The organism is Cellulomonas sp. ICMP 17802, assembly GCF_041295535.1.
Taxonomy (GTDB): Bacteria; Actinomycetota; Actinomycetes; order Actinomycetales; family Cellulomonadaceae; genus Cellulomonas.
This window is the reverse complement of the sequence record NZ_JBGFQZ010000001.1, coordinates 1-16,126: the sequence shown is the minus strand read 5'-3', so window position 1 is coordinate 16,126 and position 16,126 is coordinate 1. Positions and strand designations below refer to the sequence as shown.

General features: G+C 74.8%; 17 protein-coding genes. 13 read left to right on the top strand and 4 right to left on the bottom strand.

The window, feature by feature from the left end; all coding sequences use genetic code 11:
- Positions 1-43: 43 nt before the first annotated feature.
- Positions 44-1,297, top strand: coding sequence for a glutamyl-tRNA reductase (locus AB5970_RS00085; RefSeq protein WP_370501858.1), 1,254 nt, complete (start codon positions 44-46; stop codon positions 1,295-1,297).
- Positions 1,298-1,435: 138 nt separating this feature from the next.
- On the opposite strand, the gene AB5970_RS00080 is transcribed toward AB5970_RS00085, so the two are convergent.
- Positions 1,436-2,290: a hypothetical protein gene (locus AB5970_RS00080; RefSeq protein WP_370502520.1), complete on the bottom strand. Its 855-nt coding sequence runs from the start codon at positions 2,288-2,290 to the stop codon at positions 1,436-1,438.
- Positions 2,291-2,560: 270 nt separating this feature from the next.
- Positions 2,561-3,982, bottom strand: a complete 1,422-nt coding sequence (gene purB, locus AB5970_RS00075; RefSeq protein WP_370501857.1) for an adenylosuccinate lyase — start codon at positions 3,980-3,982, stop codon at positions 2,561-2,563.
- A gap of 207 nt (positions 3,983-4,189) precedes the next feature.
- Between purB and AB5970_RS00070 the strand changes: the two genes are divergently transcribed.
- From AB5970_RS00070 to AB5970_RS00045, 6 genes are all read left to right on the top strand, one after another.
- Entirely contained in the window at positions 4,190-4,699 is a 510-nt protein-coding gene (locus AB5970_RS00070) for a hypothetical protein (protein WP_370501856.1), read from the top strand.
- Between the two features lie 95 nt (positions 4,700-4,794).
- Positions 4,795-5,511, top strand: coding sequence for a DUF4129 domain-containing protein (locus AB5970_RS00065; RefSeq protein ID WP_370501855.1), 717 nt, complete (start codon positions 4,795-4,797; stop codon positions 5,509-5,511).
- Entirely contained in the window at positions 5,508-6,005 is a 498-nt protein-coding gene (locus AB5970_RS00060; protein WP_370501854.1) for a hypothetical protein, read from the top strand. The genes AB5970_RS00065 and AB5970_RS00060 overlap by 4 nt, the downstream gene beginning before the upstream one ends.
- The gene (locus AB5970_RS00055; RefSeq protein ID WP_370501853.1) at positions 6,002-6,973 is read left to right on the top strand and encodes an AAA family ATPase; all 972 of its coding nucleotides are present in this window, start codon (positions 6,002-6,004) and stop codon (positions 6,971-6,973) included. The genes AB5970_RS00060 and AB5970_RS00055 overlap by 4 nt, the downstream gene beginning before the upstream one ends.
- On the top strand, positions 6,970-8,241 hold the full coding sequence (locus AB5970_RS00050) for a DUF58 domain-containing protein (RefSeq protein ID WP_370501852.1): 1,272 nt from the start codon (positions 6,970-6,972) through the stop codon (positions 8,239-8,241). Before AB5970_RS00055 ends, AB5970_RS00050 begins: the two co-directional genes overlap by 4 nt.
- Positions 8,238-8,768 (top strand): hypothetical protein, encoded by a 531-nt coding sequence (locus AB5970_RS00045; RefSeq protein WP_370501851.1) that lies wholly within the window; start codon positions 8,238-8,240, stop codon positions 8,766-8,768. Before AB5970_RS00050 ends, AB5970_RS00045 begins: the two co-directional genes overlap by 4 nt.
- Before the next feature lie 6 nt (positions 8,769-8,774).
- Here the strand turns inward: AB5970_RS00045 and AB5970_RS00040 are convergent, their stop codons facing one another.
- The gene (locus tag AB5970_RS00040; RefSeq protein ID WP_370501850.1) at positions 8,775-10,016 is read right to left on the bottom strand and encodes a low temperature requirement protein A; all 1,242 of its coding nucleotides are present in this window, start codon (positions 10,014-10,016) and stop codon (positions 8,775-8,777) included.
- A gap of 113 nt (positions 10,017-10,129) precedes the next feature.
- Here AB5970_RS00040 and AB5970_RS00035 point away from each other — a divergent pair, with 113 nt between their 5' ends.
- Together AB5970_RS00035 and AB5970_RS00030 are read left to right on the top strand one after the other, a co-directional pair.
- Positions 10,130-10,372: a hypothetical protein gene (locus AB5970_RS00035; protein WP_370501849.1), complete on the top strand. Its 243-nt coding sequence runs from the start codon at positions 10,130-10,132 to the stop codon at positions 10,370-10,372.
- Positions 10,369-11,844, top strand: coding sequence for a hypothetical protein (locus AB5970_RS00030; protein WP_370501848.1), 1,476 nt, complete (start codon positions 10,369-10,371; stop codon positions 11,842-11,844). The genes AB5970_RS00035 and AB5970_RS00030 overlap by 4 nt, the downstream gene beginning before the upstream one ends.
- Here the strand turns inward: AB5970_RS00030 and AB5970_RS00025 are convergent.
- Entirely contained in the window at positions 11,834-12,244 is a 411-nt protein-coding gene (locus AB5970_RS00025) for a phage holin family protein (protein ID WP_370501847.1), read from the bottom strand. The genes AB5970_RS00030 and AB5970_RS00025 overlap by 11 nt on opposite strands.
- A gap of 65 nt (positions 12,245-12,309) precedes the next feature.
- On the opposite strand from AB5970_RS00025, the gene hisC reads away from it, so the two are divergent.
- From hisC to AB5970_RS00005, 4 genes are all read left to right on the top strand, one after another.
- Complete coding sequence (gene hisC / locus AB5970_RS00020) at positions 12,310-13,377, top strand: histidinol-phosphate transaminase (protein ID WP_370501846.1); 1,068 nt, start codon at positions 12,310-12,312, stop codon at positions 13,375-13,377.
- A gap of 169 nt (positions 13,378-13,546) precedes the next feature.
- Positions 13,547-14,680 (top strand): pyruvate dehydrogenase (acetyl-transferring) E1 component subunit alpha, encoded by a 1,134-nt coding sequence (gene pdhA, locus AB5970_RS00015; protein WP_370501845.1) that lies wholly within the window; start codon positions 13,547-13,549, stop codon positions 14,678-14,680.
- Complete coding sequence (locus AB5970_RS00010) at positions 14,677-15,663, top strand: alpha-ketoacid dehydrogenase subunit beta (protein ID WP_370501844.1); 987 nt, start codon at positions 14,677-14,679, stop codon at positions 15,661-15,663. The genes pdhA and AB5970_RS00010 overlap by 4 nt, the downstream gene beginning before the upstream one ends.
- 10 nt (positions 15,664-15,673) lie before the next feature.
- Positions 15,674-16,126 (top strand): biotin/lipoyl-containing protein (locus AB5970_RS00005; RefSeq protein WP_370501843.1); only part of this gene is annotated, 453 nt, incomplete at its 3' end.

Below are 16,126 nucleotides of genomic sequence, written 5' to 3'. Positions count from 1 at the left end.
CTCGATTGTGCCGGACAATTGTCGAGATGATTAACTCGGGGACGTGGTGCTGCTGTCCCTCGCCGCCAGCCACCACGACCTCGACCTCGACGTGCTCGAACGTCTCTCCTCGGACGTGCAGGCCGTCGCGTCCGAGCTCGTGGGCTCGGTCGCGTCCGTGTCCGGTGCCGTCGTCCTGGCGACGTGCAACCGGTTCGAGCTGTACCTCGAGGTCGACGACGCCGCGCACACCCCGCAGGCCCGCGCCGCGGCGGCCGACGCCGTGGCCGGCCGCTCGGGCTACACCGCCGCGCAGGTGGGCACCCACCTGCGCGTCCGAGCCGGGACCGACGCCGCCGAGCACCTGTTCTCCGTCGCCAGCGGCCTCGACTCGATGGTCGTCGGTGAGCGCGAGATCGCCGGGCAGGTGCGGCGCGCGCTGACCACCGCCCGCCGCGACCGCACGACGACGTCCGGCCTCGAGTCGCTGTTCCAGGCGGCGTCCCGCGTCTCGCGCCAGGTGGAGAGCCGCACGGGCCTCGGGGCGACCGGCCGGTCGGTGGTGGGCGTCGCGCTCGACATCGCCGAGCAGCACCTGCCCGACTGGTCCTCCGTGCGGTGCGTGCTCATCGGCACCGGCTCCTACGCGGGCGCCTCGCTGGCCGCCCTCAAGGCCCGCGGCGCCGCCGACATCCGGGTCTTCTCCGCGTCCGGCCGGGCCGGCGCGTTCGCCGCGGCCCGCGGGGTGCGGTCGCTGCCGGCGTCCGCCGACCTGGCCGCCGAGGTGTCCGACGTGGACCTGGTCATCGCCTGCAGCGGGGCCGCGGGTGCCGTGCTGGGGGTCGACGCCCTGGCGGAGGCCCGGGCGGCGTCCTCGCACGAGCTCACCGTGGTGGACCTCGCGCTGCGGCACGACGTCGACCCCGGCGTCCGCGCCCTGCCCGGCGTGCGGCTGGTCAGCCTGCACACGGTCAGCGAGCACGCCCCCGCCGAGCACGCCGCCGTCCGGGCCGCGCACGACGTGGTCACCGCCGCCGCCGAGGCCTACGAGGCCGACCGCCGCGTCCGCGACTGGAACCCCGCGGTCGTCGCCGAGCGCACCCGCGTGCTGGGCGGTCTGGAGTCCGGGCTCAGCGCGCTGAGCGAGCGGGACGAGCGGGCCGAGCGCGCGTTGCGCCGTCGGACGCGGGCCGCGCTGCACGGACCGACGGTGCGCGCCCGCGAGGCGGCCCGCCTCGGTGACGCGGCGACGTACGCCGAGGCGCTGGCCGAGCTGGCGTCGATCCCGGTCCCGGCCCTGGTCGCGGACGCGCGCTGACCCCTGCGCCGGGAGGCCGGCCGCGAGGTCGGAGCGTGCCGGGCCTGGACGGGGGGGAGGGCCAGGCCCGGCACGCGTCCCGCGAGGGTCACATCGCCGTCGGCGTGACCCTGGATCGGGAACCCTCGGGTGGGGTGCTCAGGAGCGCACCGCCTGCTGCCGGGGGGCAGCGGGCCCGGGGGCCCAGGTGTGGGGGACCACCTGGTTGGTCTGGATGTCCGTGAGCTCGGCGGCGTACACGATGCCCTCGTACACGCCGGCCTCGACGCGGTTGAGGTGCAGGCGCTCGGCGCGCTCGATGTCGTCGCCCAGGTGAGATATGCGGGCGACGACATAGCGCTGCGCGTCCTGCCACTGGTCGACCACCCGGACGTGGAGCCCGTTCCAGCGGGCCGTCAGGTCGAGCTCGAACAGCTCGGTGACGTCCTCGCGGGCCACGCGGCGGTACCAGCGGCCCGACGGCGACTGGTGGAAGCCGGTCTCCGCGAGCGGGGGGTTGGCCAGTGCGAGGACGACCGTGTGGCCGCCGTCCACCACGTCGGCCTCGAGGTAGGCGCCGTGCCACTTGGCCACGGGCCCGACGCAGCGCGACAGGGACGCCAGGGCCGGGCGGGGGGCGCCCAGCTGCGTGACCGTCCAGCCGGCCCCGACGTCGCCGTAGCGCGCCAGGAGCGTGGACGTGCCGTTGTCGTAGATCCGGACCAGCTCGGCGCCCGGAGGGATGCGGGAGTGGCGCAGCCACCACAGCGGGAGGATGTAGCCAGGGACGTCGCGGTACTGCAGCTGCGGCGAGGACTCGAAGCGGAGCACGTCGATCGACCGGTCGTACGGGCTGAACGGCGACCCCTCGTACCCGAGACCGTGCACCTCGAACAGCTGCGCCGGTGTCGTCGCGAAGGCGACGTCCTCGGCGCGTACCACGTAACCCGCCAGGCGGTCATGTCCCGCGGTGAGGTGAGCGCGGGTGAGCGCTGGCGTGATCGCCTTCTGCATGAGCGTCACGATGGGCATCCTTGCCGGAAATGGGGTGAACCGGATGATTCAGACCGGTCGGTGCACGATTGTGCAGCCCTTATAGGGCGCGTGTCCAGAAGCGCTCACTCATCCGTGTGAACGTGCAGGTCAGGCACCCTGAGAGCGGTACCGTCGAATCGCTTCGGCTTCTGCCCGGCACTCGGCAGAAGGTGGTGAATCGGCGCCGCGCGTTCACCCGTTCGGCGCAGTTGCGATGGACAATCCCGAGCGGTCGGTGTAGCTCGACGCTCAGGCGTCCAGATAGCCCACGAGGGTGTCCGCCAGGCCCGTGTACGACGCCGGCGTGAGGGCCGCCAGCCGCGCCGCGACGTCGTCGGGAAGCCCGAGGCCGCCGATGAACTCGCGCATGTCGGCGGCCGTCAGGCGGCGTCCGCGGGTGAGCTCCTTGAGCCGCTCGTACGGGTTCTCCATGCCGGTGACGCCGGCCACCGAGGCGGCGCGCATGGCGGACTGGACGGGCTCGCCGAGCACCTCCCAGTTCTCATCGAGCTCGCGCGCGAGCAGGCCCGTGTCCACCGACAGCGCGCGCAGCCCGCGGGCCACGTTGTCGATGGCGAGCAGCGAGTGCCCGAACGCGGGGCCGATGTTTCGCTGCGTGGTGGAGTCCGTCAGGTCGCGCTGCAGGCGGCTGGTCACCAGGGTGCTCGCCAGCGTGTCCAGCAGGGCGCTCGACAGCTCGAGGTTGGCCTCGGCGTTCTCGAACCGGATCGGGTTGACCTTGTGCGGCATGGTCGAGCTGCCCGTCGCGCCGGCCACCGGGATCTGGATGAAGACGCCGCGCGAGATGTAGGTCCACACGTCGGTGGCCAGGTTGTGCAGCACGCGGTTGAACCGGGCGACGTCGGCGTAGAGCTCGGCCTGCCAGTCGTGCGACTCGATCTGCGTGGTCAGGGGGTTCCAGGTCAGGCCGAGGTGCTCGACGAACGCCTTGCTGACCGCCGGCCAGTCCGCGCCGGGGACGGCCACGACGTGCGCGCCGTACGTGCCGGTCGCGCCGTTGAGCTTGCCCAGGTACTCGTCGCCGGCGATCCGCGTGAGCTGGCGCCGGAGCCGGTGCGCGAGGACCGCGAGCTCCTTGCCGAGCGTCGTCGGGGTGGCGGGCTGCCCGTGCGTGAGGGCGAGCATCGGCTGGTCGCGGAGCTCGTGCGCCAGGGCGGCGACCTGGTCGACGAGCGCGCCCGCGGCCGGTGCCCACACGTCCTGCACCGCGCCGCGGACCATGAGCGCGTACGACAGGTTGTTGATGTCCTCGCTCGTGCACGCGAAGTGCACCAGCTCGCCGACGTCCCGCAGCGCCGACCCCTCGGGCGCGGCCGCGAGCCGGCTCTTGAGGAAGTACTCGACCGCCTTGACGTCGTGCACGGTGGTCTTCTCGATCGCGGCGAGCTCGGCGACCTCGTCCGGGCCGAACGTCGCGACGACGTCGCGCAGGTACGCCTCGTCGGCGGCCGTCAGGGTCGGCGCGCCGGGGACCACCCGGTGCTGCGCCAGGTGGATCAGCCACTCGACCTCGACGTGCACCCGCTCGCGGTTGAGGGCCGCCTCGCTCAGGTGGTCGACCAGCGGCGCCACCGCGGCGCGGTAGCGGCCGTCGAGCGGACCGAGGGCGATGGGCGGCGTGACGTCTGCGAGCCGGACGCGGGAGGACATGGCGTCATCATCCCAGAGCGCGCGGGCCGTGATCGGCGGCGTCCGCGTTCGGCTGGCGTGAAGACTTCGTTGCGCTCAGCGCAACCAACCCTTCACGCGAGGAGTCGAGCGGTGCGGGGCACGCTCGATCAGAGGGCGAGGATTCCACGCGACAGCGGTGTTGGCGTGCTGGGAGCCTGCGTCGACGGGGAAGCTGCGGAGGTGGGCATGGATCGCGAGGAGGCGCTCTTTCGCGCTGCCGTCGCGGAGCTCGCCGCCATCGTCGGAGTCGAGGTCCCGGCGCGAGCCTTCGACGACGAGCACGAGCGCTGGCCGATCTACGAGAAGTCCTGGAACCGACCCGAGGCGTGGCCGGCGTTGCTGCGGCTCGTAGGCCTCGAGCCGGTGCCGGGGCTCGGCGTGACCATCGCGCTGCAGATGGTCGAGGTGGTCGACGACGCCGACCAGGACCGGTGGGTCCGGGCCGTGCCGCCTGAGGATCAGGGCTTCCCGCGATGGAGGGCACGCGAGGTCAGGATCGCGCGGACCATGGCGGGCGAGGGTGCCGTCCCCGCCGAGGTCGACGTCGAGCAGTGGTCGGACTGGCTCCAGCGTCGGGTGTCCGAAGAGTCGTCGCGGCTCGGTGTCCTGGACGCGCTGGCGGTCGAGGGCCGGACGAGGAGGGTGCGGGCGGTGGCGGCTCAGCGGGCAGCGCAAGCACGAAAGCGGATCCCCTGACGCGCTCGAACGTCGGCGATGGGCTGCTCGGGTTCGTGCGTCAGTAGCCTGTCCGGACCGGCGGGAGTCGCCGGTCCCCGACGACGAGGAGCACGGTGGCGACGCAGGCACGGCGGCCGAGCGCGGCGCTGCTGGTCGGTGCGTTCGTCGTCGTCGCGGTCCTGGGGGCGGCGCTCGCGGGCCCGTTCCGGCCGCGGCTGCGCGGCGGTCCCGCCGGTGCGTTCGAGGTGCCCACGTTCACGGCCGGGAACAACTCGTCGACGCCGCTGCCGGCCAGCACGGACGCGGCCAACCAGCTTCCACCGGGCGCCGAGAAGTGGTTCTACCTGCTGATCCTGCTGGTCATCGGCGCGATCCTGCTGGTCGGCGTCTGGGTCCTGGGCAACTGGATCCACCGGTTCCGCGAGCGGCGGGCGCCGGTCGAGACCGACGACGCGGAGCCCGACGTCGAGCTGACCGGGGACGTGCAGGACGGCGCCACTCCCGCGCTGCGCGAGGGTGTCCGGCGGGCGGCGCAGGTGCTCGACGACGAGGTGCCGCCCGGCGACGCGGTCATCGCGGCCTGGGTGGCGCTCGAGGAGGCCGCAGGGCGCAGCGGGCTGGTGCGGGACCGCGCCGAGACGGCGACCGAGTTCACGGTCGAGGTCCTCGACGCGACACGCGCCGACCCCGGGGCCACCCGGCACCTGCTCGAGCTCTACCTCGCCGCGCGGTACTCGCAGCACGCGCTGACCCGCGAGGACGTCGTCGAGGCCCGGCAGAGCCTCGCGGCCATCGCGGACGACCTCGCGCGCCGGGGGGACGACGCATGAGGCGCTGGGAGTGGCGACCCCTCGTCGGCTTCGCGGTCGGCGTGGCCGGCGGCTGGGCCTTCGGGCTCTCCGTCCCCTCGGCCCTGCTGGTCGGCCTGCTCGGCGTCGCGGGCGTCCTGCTGCTCACGCGGCTCGACGGCACGCCGGACCCGGGCTGGGACCGCGAGCGCTACGACCGGCGGCACGGCGCGCGCGGCGAGGTGCAGGACCTGGCGTGGGCGATGGTGGCGCGCGACGGCCGGGTCGGCGAGCGCGTGCTCCGGCGGCTCAAGGAGGTCGCCCGGCACCGGCTGGCGCGCCACGGGCTCACGCTGGAGGAGGCCGAGGACCTCGTCGGCCCCCGTGCCTACCGCACCCTGACCCGCGCGAGGTCCCCCCTGCCGACCCTTGCCGACGTGCGGCACACGCTCGACGTGCTCGACAGCCTCGGACCGAGGCGCACCACCCCGACCGACGACCAGCCCGACGACGAACCTGGGAGCCTGCAGCCATGAATTCCACCCTGACGGTCGCGGAGGTCGAGGACCGCGGCCGCGCGGTCCTCGACGAGGTCGCGACGCTGGTCGTCGGCATGCACGAGCCCCTCAAGGTGGCGCTCGCCGCCATCCTGGGCGGCGGGCACGTGCTCTTCGAGGACGTGCCGGGCCTGGGCAAGACGCTGGCGGCGCGCAGCTTGGCGACGGCCTTGGGGCTGACGTTCCGGCGCGTGCAGTGCACGCCCGACCTGCTGCCGTCCGACATCACCGGGTCCAGCGTGTTCGACCCCGCCACGGCGAGCTTCGCGTTCCGGCCGGGACCGGTGTTCGCCGGGCTGCTGCTGGCCGACGAGATCAACCGCACGGCGCCCAAGACGCAGTCGGCGCTGCTCGAGGCGATGGCCGAGCGGCAGGTGACGGTCGACGGCACCACGTACCCGCTGCCCGACCCGTTCCACGTCGTCGCGACGTCCAACCCCGTGGAGTACGAGGGCACGTACCCGCTGCCGGAGGCGCAGCTGGACCGGTTCATGGTCCGCGTCGCCGTCGGGTACCCGGAGCGCGACGCGGAGGTCGACGTGCTCTCGCGGCGGCTGGCGCGGCGGCAGGAGATGGGCTCGGTGCGGACCGTGGTCGACGCCGCGACGCTGCGCGCGATGCAGGCCGGGGTCGAGGCGGTCACGGTCGACGGCGACATCCTGCGGTACTGCGTGGACCTCGCGGCGGCGACCAGGGCGCACGACTCGGTCGAGGTCGGCGCCTCGCCGCGCGGGTCGCAGGCGCTCGTGCTCGTCGCGCGCTCGATGGCCGTGCTCTCGGGCCGGGACTTCGTCACGCCGGAGGACGTCAAGGCCGTCGCGGTGCCGGCGCTCGCGCACCGGCTCTCCCTCACGCCGCAGGCGTGGGCGACCGGCGCGGCGCCGCAGGGCGTGGTCACGGACGTGCTCAAGCGCGTGGCGGGACCGACGACGGCGCGCCGGGGATGACCTGGGTCCGCGCCCGGGCGACCCTCGCCGGGGTCGTCGCCGGCCTCGCGATCGTGGTCGTCGGCGCGCTCGTCGGGCGCCCGGACGTCGCGGTGCTCGGGGCCGCCCCGCTGGTGGCGGGCGTCCGAGACTGGCGGCGCCGGCCCGACGCGGCACCGACCGTGCGGCTCGAGGCGTCGACCGCCCCGGTCCTGCCCGGGACCCTGCACGCCGACGTGGTCGTGGGGTCGCCCGGGACCGCGCTGGTCGGTGTGCGGCGCCGGACCCGCGAGGTGGCCGAGGCGTGGGTGGTCGTCGACGGCACGCGCACCCTCCCGCTCGTCGTGCACACCGTGCGCACGGGGCCGCAGCAGGTGGCGTCGGTGGACGTGCAGGGGGTCGGGCCGGGCGCCGCGAGCGTGTCCGAGCCGACCGCCCCGTCCGCCCGCTCCGCCCTGGTGCTCCCCGGCGCCCGGCCGCTCGACGCCCTCCCCCTGCCTCCCCGGCTGCGCGGGCTCACCGGCGCGCACGAGTCGCGCCGGCCCGGCGAGGGTGGCGGGCTGCGCGACGTGCACCCCTACGCGCCCGGCGACCGGCTGCGGCGGATCGACTGGCGCGTCACCGCCCGCCGGGCCCCCGACCTGCACGAGCTCTACGTCCGGCGGGAGCACGCCCTGGCCGAGGCGGTCGTCGTGCTGGTGGTCGACTCGCGCGACGACGTCGGCCCCGACCCCATGACGTGGCGCGGCTCGATCCCGCCGCGCGCGCAGGACCCCACGTCGCTGGACCTGGCCCGGCAGGCGGCGACCTCGGTCGCGCAGGGGTTCCTCGGGATGGGCGACCGCGTCGGGCTCGACGACCTCGGCGCGGTCCGGCGGCCGCTGTCGCCGGGCGGCGGGCGCCGGCAGCTGGACCGGATCCGGCACGCCCTCGCGCTGACCCGGCCCGAGGGCGACCCGCTGCGCCGGCTGCGCGCGCCGCAGGTCCCGTCGGGCGCGCTCGTCGTCCTCTTCTCGACGTTCCTCGACGACGAGGCCGCGCTGGTGGCGTCGGTCTGGCGGCGCGCGGGCCACCGCGTGGTCGCGGTCGACGTGCTGCCCACGCTGCGCGAGCGGCTGATGGGCGACCGCGAGAAGCTCGCGATGCGGCTGATCCGGATGGCCCGCGAGGACCGGCTGGCGGAGCTGGCCGACCTCGACGTCGAGCTGGTGACCTGGCGCGAGGCGCCGGACATCGGGCTCGCGTCGCTGGCGCGCCGGGCGCAGCGGCGGGCGGGGGCGTCGCGATGAGCCCCGACCCGGAGGTCACCCTCGACCTGCGCCGGCCGGTGCCCGCCTGGGCCGTGCGGGGCGCGCTCGCCGTGCTCGCCGCCGGCACGCTCGCCGTCGCGTTCGCGGCCCCCGGCCCGCGCGCCCACTGGCTGCTGGTCGGCGGGTTCGTCGCCCTGGTGACCGCGACCGTCCTGCGGCCCGGCCTCGGGACGGCCGCGCTCGTCGTGCTGGCGGCGGCGACCCGGCTGGTCGTGGGCGACGCTCCCGCGCTGGGCGTGCTGATGGCCCTGGTCCTCCTCGTGCACCTGACCCTGTGGTGCTCGGCGGTCGCGGCGCGGACCTCCTGGCGGACGCGGGTGGAGCTCGCCGTGCTGGTCCGCGGGCTGCGCGAGGTCGCGCTGGTGCAGGTCGGGGCGCAGGTGCTGGCCGTCGCCGCGACCCTGCTGGTCGGCGTGCGGCTGGGCGACGGCGACCTCTGGCGGGCGCTCGCGCTCGTGGCGGCCGTCGTCGCGACCGCCGCCCTGCTGCCGCGCGCCGCGCGCTGACGTCCGTCAGTCCAGCACGCGCGCCAGCACGTCCGCCATGTGCCGGTGCCCGACCGTCTCGTACCCGACGACGACGACCGCCGGCGCGAGCATCACGAGGAGCAGGCACACGCCGAACCCCGCGCCGAGGCCGGCGATCACGACCGCGGCCCCGAGAGCGACCACGGCGCCGGCCACGAGCACGAGGTGGAACGGGTCGACGCCGCCCACCAGGTAGGCGTAGATCGCGAAGTAGGCGACGAGCGTGATCAGCACCGGGATCGCGACGGTCAGCACGGCGTCGACGACGCCGATCGTCGCCTCGCCCCCCGCGACGAACGCCGCCACGTGCAGGCCCGCCCCCAGGGCCGCGATCGACGCGAAGATCACGATGCCGCCGTACCCCCACACCCAGGCGCGGCGCCGGTGCCGCTGCAGGATCTCCCCCAGCGGCACGGCGAAGTAGCTCCACCAGATGCCGAACGTCAGGCCGGTCCCCGCCACCACGACCAGCACCGCCTCGACGCTCCACCCGACGCGACCCACCACCGCCGCGACCGTCGCGATGGTGCCGAGGATGACCTCGCCCAGCGTGATGATGACGAAGAGCCCGTAGCGCTCGGCGATGTGGTGCGCGTGCCAGGGCGGGAAGCGCCCGACCCGGGCGGAGAGCACGGGGGCGCCGAGCTCGAGCACGTAGAGGACGACCAGGAGGGGCAGCAGCTGCCCGATCGTCAGGTGCAGCAGCAGGACCGCGGTCCAGCCCAGCTGCGCCACCGCGATCGCCGCCGCGAACGTGAGGACGAACCGACGGTGCTGCGGGTCCTGCACGGCCGCCCGCAGCAGCTGCGCCACCACCGCCACCCGCATGACGATGTAGCCGGCGACCAGCACCCCGTTGTCCAGGGGTGCGCCGTTGTCGATCGACGCGAACACCGGCGGCACGCCGAGGGCGACCACCAGGACGCCGACCATCTGGACCATGGTCATGAGCCGGCAGAACCAGTCGTCGGTGTCGAAGGCCGAGGCGAACCACGAGAAGTTGACCCAGGCCCAGCACACCGCGAAGGTCACGAACGCGAACCCGACGATCGCGCTGCCGAAGTGGCCGTGGGCCATGAGGTGGGCCGCCTGGTCGGCGGCCTGGGCGAACGCGGCGACGAACGTGAGGTCGAACAGCAGCTCGAGGGTGGTCGCGGTCCGGCGCGGCTCGTCGGGGTCCCGGCCGGTCATCGGCCGCAGGTGGTGCTGCCGGTCGGCGAGACTCATGCGGTCAGGCTAGGTGGCGCCCCGGCGCGCGAGGAAGGGTGCGAGCCGCCCACAGCCCCGGTCGTCCACAGATGAGCGGACCGCCCCGCCGCACTCTCCGTAGCGTGCCCGCCATGCAGATCGAGCAGGGGTTGCCGGAGGTGCTGCGGGCGCTGGACGAGGTGGCGGACGCGCACCGGCTGCTGCGCGGCGCCGCGTCCGTCGAGTGGCGGTCGGGCGCGGCCGAGCGGTTCCGCGCCGCGATCGAGGAGGCCGAGGGGCGGGTCCGGGAGGCGCGGGCGGCGATCGAGCGGGCGGCGCAGCCGGCGGCGGGGGCCGACGCCGACGCGCCGCCGGTGCTCGCCGGGTGGTCGTGAGCGCGGCCGACCCGGGCGGCGGGTTCCGGGTGGCCGGGGGACCCGGCCCGACCGTCGTCGACCTCGAGGAGCTCGCCTTCGCGGTGCGCCGGCTCACGGATGCGGCCGACCGGCTCGACGCGGCGTCGTGGTCGCTCACGCGCGCGGCGCAGGCCTGCGAGGGGCTGAGCCCGGCGGCGCTCGAGGCGCGGCACTCGCTGGTGGCCGCGCGCGACGGGCCGGGTTCGCCATGGCGAGCCGCCGACCTGCTGCGCCGGCTGGCCGTCGCCCTGCGCCGCGTGGTCGAGGTGTACGCGCAGGCCGAGTCGTCGGCGCACCGGCTGCTGCGGGTCGAGGTCGCGACCGGTGCAGGGCGGGCCGGCGAGACGCCCGGCGTCGCCGTGCTGCTCGGGGTCGGTGCGGTCGCGCTCGGGCTGGCGGCGGTCGGCATGGTCGCGGCGGGCAGCGTGGGACGGTCCGTGCTGCTCCGCCGGCCGGACCCCGTGCTCGTCGCCGCCCGGCCGGCGCTGGTCCGGCTCACCGCCGACGGACGTGCCGAGCTGGCGATGCTCGGCGTCGGCGCGTTCGTCCGGTCGCTGCATCCGGGCCGCCAGCTGCCGACGCTCCGACCCGTGCCCGGCGGGGCCGCGACCCTGTTCGGACCGGCTCCGGCGGCCGGACCGACGGCGCTGCTGGTCCGCGCCCACCCGCCGCAGCTGCCGGCGCCGCGCACCACCGCCGGGGTGCTCGCCAACGTCGCGCGCAGCTACTCCACGGGCGCCGGCCTCCCCGGCACGCCGCAGGGCATCGTCTCCGTGCAACGGCTCACGCACCCGGACGGCTCGCGCGCGTGGGTGATCGAGATCCCCGGCACCGAGAGCTGGCGGCCGAACGCGACCACGCCGATGGACCTCACCACCGACGGGCGCCTGCTGGCGGGGCTGCCGGACGACCTGACTGGCGCCGTGCTCGAGGCCATGCGGCTGTCCGGCATCGGCGCCGACGAGCCCGTGATGCTCGCTGGGCACAGCCAGGGCGGGATGGTCGCGATGTCCGTCGCCGCGGCGGCGGGCGGCACCTACGCGATCCGGGCGGTCGCGACCGCGGGCACGCCCGACATCCCGGGACCTGTGCCGGCAGGGGTCGAGGTGCGGCACTACCGGCACGGCGAGGACGTGGTGCCGCAGCTGGACGGGGTGCCCGACGCCACGGGTGCGCACGTCACCGTCGTCACCCGTGAGCTGGCGGCCGCCGGCCAGGGCTTCCCGAGCCCGGTGGAGGCCCACTCCGTGGCCCGCTACGTGGAGACGGCGCGGCTGGCCGACGGCGAGCTGGCGGGCAGCCCGGGCCTGCGGTCCTTCGACGCCGCCGCGGAGTCCGTGCTCGGGCCGCCGGGCACCACCGCCGTGACGCGGCAGTTCCAGGTGACGCGGGACGCCGTGCTCGCCGCGACTCAGCCTCCGCGGCTCCGGCCCAGTCTCGTCAGTAGCTGATCTCGGTGGACGTCGACCGCTGCGTGCGGCTGCCCGGGATGAGCACAGAGAGGACCAGGCTGATGATCGAGACGATGATCGCGCCCCAGCAGGCGGTGCCGAAGTTGTCGATCCGCAGGCCCCAGCTGGTCGCCTCGGTGATCCACGCCGTGAGCATGAGCATCAGGGCGTTCACGATGATCGTGAACAGGCCGAGCGTGAGGATGTACAGGGGGATGGACAGGAACGCGACGATCGGCTTGACCACCGCGTTCACCACGCCGAACACCAGCGCGATGAGCAGGATGATCGCGAGCTGCTGCCAGCCCGTGTCGGCGCCGACGATCTCGAGGCCGGGCAGGATCAACGTGGCGAGCCAGAGGGCGACGCCGTTGATGAGGACGCGGACGAGGAAGGCCATGCGCCGATCCTGCCACCGGAGGCGGAGCGCGCGGGGGACCGGCCGGGCGGTGGCATGCTGACCCCGTGACTCGAGTCCCCCTCCGCAAGGCGCTCGCCGACCTGCCGCCGTACGTCCCCGGGGCTCGCGTCCCCGTCGGCGCGGCCGCGTTCAAGCTGTCCTCCAACGAGAACCCGTACCCGCCTCTGCCCTCGGTGGTGCTGGCCATCTCGGACGCCGCCGAGGACGTCAACCGGTACCCCGACATGTACGCGACGGAGCTGACCGCGGCCATCGCGGCCTCGCTCGGGGTGGCCCCCGAGAACGTCGTCACCGGCTGCGGGTCGGTCGCCGTGCTGGGGCACGTGCTCACGGCCGTGTGCGAGCCCGGCGACGAGGTGGTCCTGCCGTGGCGGTCGTTCGAGGCCTACCCGATCGCGGTGACGCTGGCGGGGGCCGTCGGCGTGCAGGTGCCGGTCGGCGACGACGGGCGGCTCGACCTCGAGGCCATGGCGGCCGCCGTGACGCCGCGGACCAAGGTCGTGCTGGTGTGCACCCCGAACAACCCGACGGGACCGGCGGTGCACGCCGACGAGCTGGCGTCGTTCCTCGAGGCGGTGCCCAAGGACGTCCTCGTGGTGCTCGACGAGGCCTACGTGGAGTTCGTGCGCGACCCGCAGGTGGCCGACGGGCTCGCGGTGTTCGCCGACCACCCCAACGTCGTGCTGCTGCGCACGTTCTCCAAGGCCTTCGGCCTGGCCGGCCTGCGCGTGGGCTACGCCGTGGCACGGCCGCGCCTGGCCGGGGGGATCCGGGCGGCGTCGACGCCGTTCGGGGTCTCGCACGTAGGCCAGCTGGCCGCGCTGGCGTCGCTGCGCGCGACGGCCGAGCTGCTGACCAGGGTGGACGCCATCGTCGCCGAACGCACCCGCCTGCTCGGGGGCCTGCGGGCGCAGGGCTGGACCGTGCCGGACAGCCAGGCGAACTTCGTGTGGCTCGCGCTCGGCGACCACGCCTCGGCCTTCGCCGAGCGGACCGGGCGGGCGGGCGTGCTCGTGCGGCCGTTCGCCGGGGACGGGGTCCGGATCAGCGTGGGCGAGCCCGAGGCGACGGATCTGCTGCTCGAGGTCGCGGCGGAGTGGCTGGCTCGCTGAGCCTCGCGTGGCGGGTGTAGACAGTCCACAAGGGCGTGCGTCGAGGCTTGTCGGGGTCCTTCGCGCGCTACCTACGGTGCCGTAGCCTACGCTGACGTAGGTTCGAGCTCCTGGGCTCCGCCACCGACCCGGAGCGGCTCCCCGCCGCTGCACCGCGAAGGAGAACCGCGTGGTCCCGAACGGCCCCCTGACCGACGACGGTCTCGTGCAGCTGCTGACCCCCACCGGGCAGCGCACGGCCCACCCCGACTACGACCCCCGCATCGCCCACCTCGACGCCGACGCCCTGCGCGGGCTGTACCGCGACATGGTGCTGGTCCGCCGGTTCGACAACGAGGCGACGTCGCTCCAGCGGCAGGGCGAGCTGGCCCTCTTCGCGCAGAGCCTGGGCCAGGAGGCCGCGCAGATCGGCTCCGGCCGCGCGCTGGCCGCGCAGGACCAGGTGTTCCCCAGCTACCGCGAGCACGGCGTCGCGCACACGCGGGGCGTCGACCTGGCCGAGGTGCTGCGCCTGTTCCGGGGCGTCGACCACGGGGGCTGGGACCCGCTCGCGCACGGGTTCCACCTGTACACGCTGGTCATCGGCTCGCACACGCTGCACGCCACGGGCTACGCGATGGGCCTGCAGCGGGACGGCGCCGTCGGGTCGGGCGACCCGTCGCGCGACGCGGCCGTCGTCACGTACTTCGGCGACGGGTCGACCTCGCAGGGCGACGTCAACGAGGCGCTCGTCTTCGCGGCGGTGAACAACGCGCCGGTCGTGTTCTTCTGCCAGAACAACCAGTGGGCCATCTCCGAGCCCACCAGCAGGCAGTCCCGCGTGCCGCTGGCCGACCGCGGCCCGGGCTTCGGCATCCCGAGCGTGCGCGTGGACGGCAACGACGTGCTGGCCACCTATGCGGTCACGGCCGAGGCGCTGGAGCGCGCGCGGTCGGGCGGCGGGCCCACGTTCGTCGAGGCGTTCACGTTCCGCATGGGCGCGCACACCACCTCCGACGACCCGAGCCGGTACCGCTCGGCCGCCGAGGAGGAGTACTGGCGCCAGCGCGACCCGATCGACCGCCTCCGCCTGCACCTCGAGGAGCGCGGCGAGCTGTCGCAGGCGTTCCTCGACCAGCTCGCGGCCGAGGGCGACGCCCTGGGCGAGCGGATCCGCACGACGGTCCGCGGCATGGGTCGCCCGTCGGCGGCGTCGATGTTCGAGCACGTCTACGCGACGCCGCACTCCGTCGTCGAGTCCGAGCGCACCTGGTTCGAGGCCTACGAGGCGTCGTTCCTGGACGGGGAGGCCAGCCACCGATGAGCACCATCACGTTCGCCAAGGCGATCAACCTCGGCCTGCGCAAGGCCCTCGAGCAGAGCCCCAAGGTGCTGCTCATGGGCGAGGACATCGGCGCGCTCGGCGGGGTGTTCCGCGTGACCGACGGGCTGCAGAAGGACTTCGGCCAGGAGCGCGTCGTCGACACGCCGCTCGCGGAGTCGGGCATCGTCGGCACCGCGATCGGCCTGGCGCTGCGCGGGTACCGGCCGGTGTGCGAGATCCAGTTCGACGGGTTCATCTTCCCGGCGTTCGACCAGATCACCACGCAGCTGGCCAAGATGCACTACCGGTCGAAGGGCCGGCTCACCCTGCCCGTCGTCATCCGCGTCCCGTACGGCGGCGGCATCGGCGCGGTCGAGCACCACAGCGAGTCGCCCGAGGCCCTGTTCGCGCACACGGCCGGCCTGCGGGTGATCAGCCCGTCGTCGCCCGCCGAGGCGTTCGCCATGATCCAGCAGGCCATCGCGTCGCCGGACCCCGTCCTGTTCTTCGAGCCCAAGGGCCGGTACTGGGAGAAGGGCGAGGTGGACGTCGACGCCGCGATCGATGCCCCGCACCCCGCGCTCGACACCGCGAAGGTGCTCCGTGCGGGCACCGACATCACGCTCGTCGCGTACGGGCCGACCGTGCAGACGGCGCTCAAGGCCGCCGAGACCGCCGCCACCGAGGGCACGAGCATCGAGGTCGTCGACCTGCGCACCCTGAGCCCCCTGGACACCGAGACGGTCGCGGCCTCGGTGCGCCGCACGGGCCGCTGCGTCGTCGTGCACGAGGCCCCGGTGCTCTACGGCACCGGCGCCGAGGTGGCCGCGCGCATCACCGAGGAGTGCTTCTTCCACCTCGAGGCGCCGGTGCTGCGCGTCGGTGGGTTCCACACGCCGTACCCCGTGGCCAAGATCGAGCACGACTACCTGCCCGGGCTCGACCGCGTCCTCGACGCCGTCGACCGCTCGCTGGCCTTCTGAGGAGACGACAGTGCCGACGTTCCAGCAGTTCCCGCTCCCCGACGCGGGAGAGGGCCTGACCGAGGCCGAGATCGTCGCGTGGCACGTCGCCGTCGGTGACACGGTCGAGGTGAACCAGACGATCGTCGAGATCGAGACGGCGAAGTCCCTGGTGGACCTGCCGAGCCCGTGGTCCGGCGTCGTCACGCGGATCATGGTCGAGCCGGGCCAGACCGTGGACGTCGGGACGCCGATCATCGAGGTCGACACGGACCCCGCCGGCGAGGCGCCGGCCCCTCCTGTCGCACCGGTCGCGCAGGCCGGGGGCGCCATCGAGCACGGGCACCGCGGCGGAGGCAACCGGCACGCGGGCGTCGAGCCCGGGGGTTCCGACGAGATCGAGGCCGCCCGGGCGGGTCGCGCCGGCGACGGCGCGTCGTTGACGGTCCGCTTCCCGCCGCAGGCCGTGAGCGAGACCAAGGCC

What these genes read in the sequence shown, in the direction of transcription:
- AB5970_RS00070 (WP_370501856.1), top strand. Translation starts at nt 4,190, where the DNA reads ATGGATCGCGAGGAGGCGCTCTTTCGCGCTGCCGTCGCGGAGCTCGCC.
- AB5970_RS00050 (WP_370501852.1), top strand. Translation starts at nt 6,970, where the DNA reads ATGACCTGGGTCCGCGCCCGGGCGACCCTCGCCGGGGTCGTCGCCGGC.
- AB5970_RS00080 (WP_370502520.1), bottom strand. Translation starts at nt 2,290, where the DNA reads ATGCAGAAGGCGATCACGCCAGCGCTCACCCGCGCTCACCTCACCGCG.
- AB5970_RS00035 (WP_370501849.1), top strand. Translation starts at nt 10,130, where the DNA reads ATGCAGATCGAGCAGGGGTTGCCGGAGGTGCTGCGGGCGCTGGACGAG.
- AB5970_RS00045 (WP_370501851.1), top strand. Translation starts at nt 8,238, where the DNA reads ATGAGCCCCGACCCGGAGGTCACCCTCGACCTGCGCCGGCCGGTGCCC.
- AB5970_RS00040 (WP_370501850.1), bottom strand. Translation starts at nt 10,016, where the DNA reads ATGAGTCTCGCCGACCGGCAGCACCACCTGCGGCCGATGACCGGCCGG.
- AB5970_RS00010 (WP_370501844.1), top strand. Translation starts at nt 14,677, where the DNA reads ATGAGCACCATCACGTTCGCCAAGGCGATCAACCTCGGCCTGCGCAAG.
- purB (WP_370501857.1), bottom strand. Translation starts at nt 3,982, where the DNA reads ATGTCCTCCCGCGTCCGGCTCGCAGACGTCACGCCGCCCATCGCCCTC.
- AB5970_RS00060 (WP_370501854.1), top strand. Translation starts at nt 5,508, where the DNA reads ATGAGGCGCTGGGAGTGGCGACCCCTCGTCGGCTTCGCGGTCGGCGTG.
- AB5970_RS00025 (WP_370501847.1), bottom strand. Translation starts at nt 12,244, where the DNA reads ATGGCCTTCCTCGTCCGCGTCCTCATCAACGGCGTCGCCCTCTGGCTC.
- AB5970_RS00055 (WP_370501853.1), top strand. Translation starts at nt 6,002, where the DNA reads ATGAATTCCACCCTGACGGTCGCGGAGGTCGAGGACCGCGGCCGCGCG.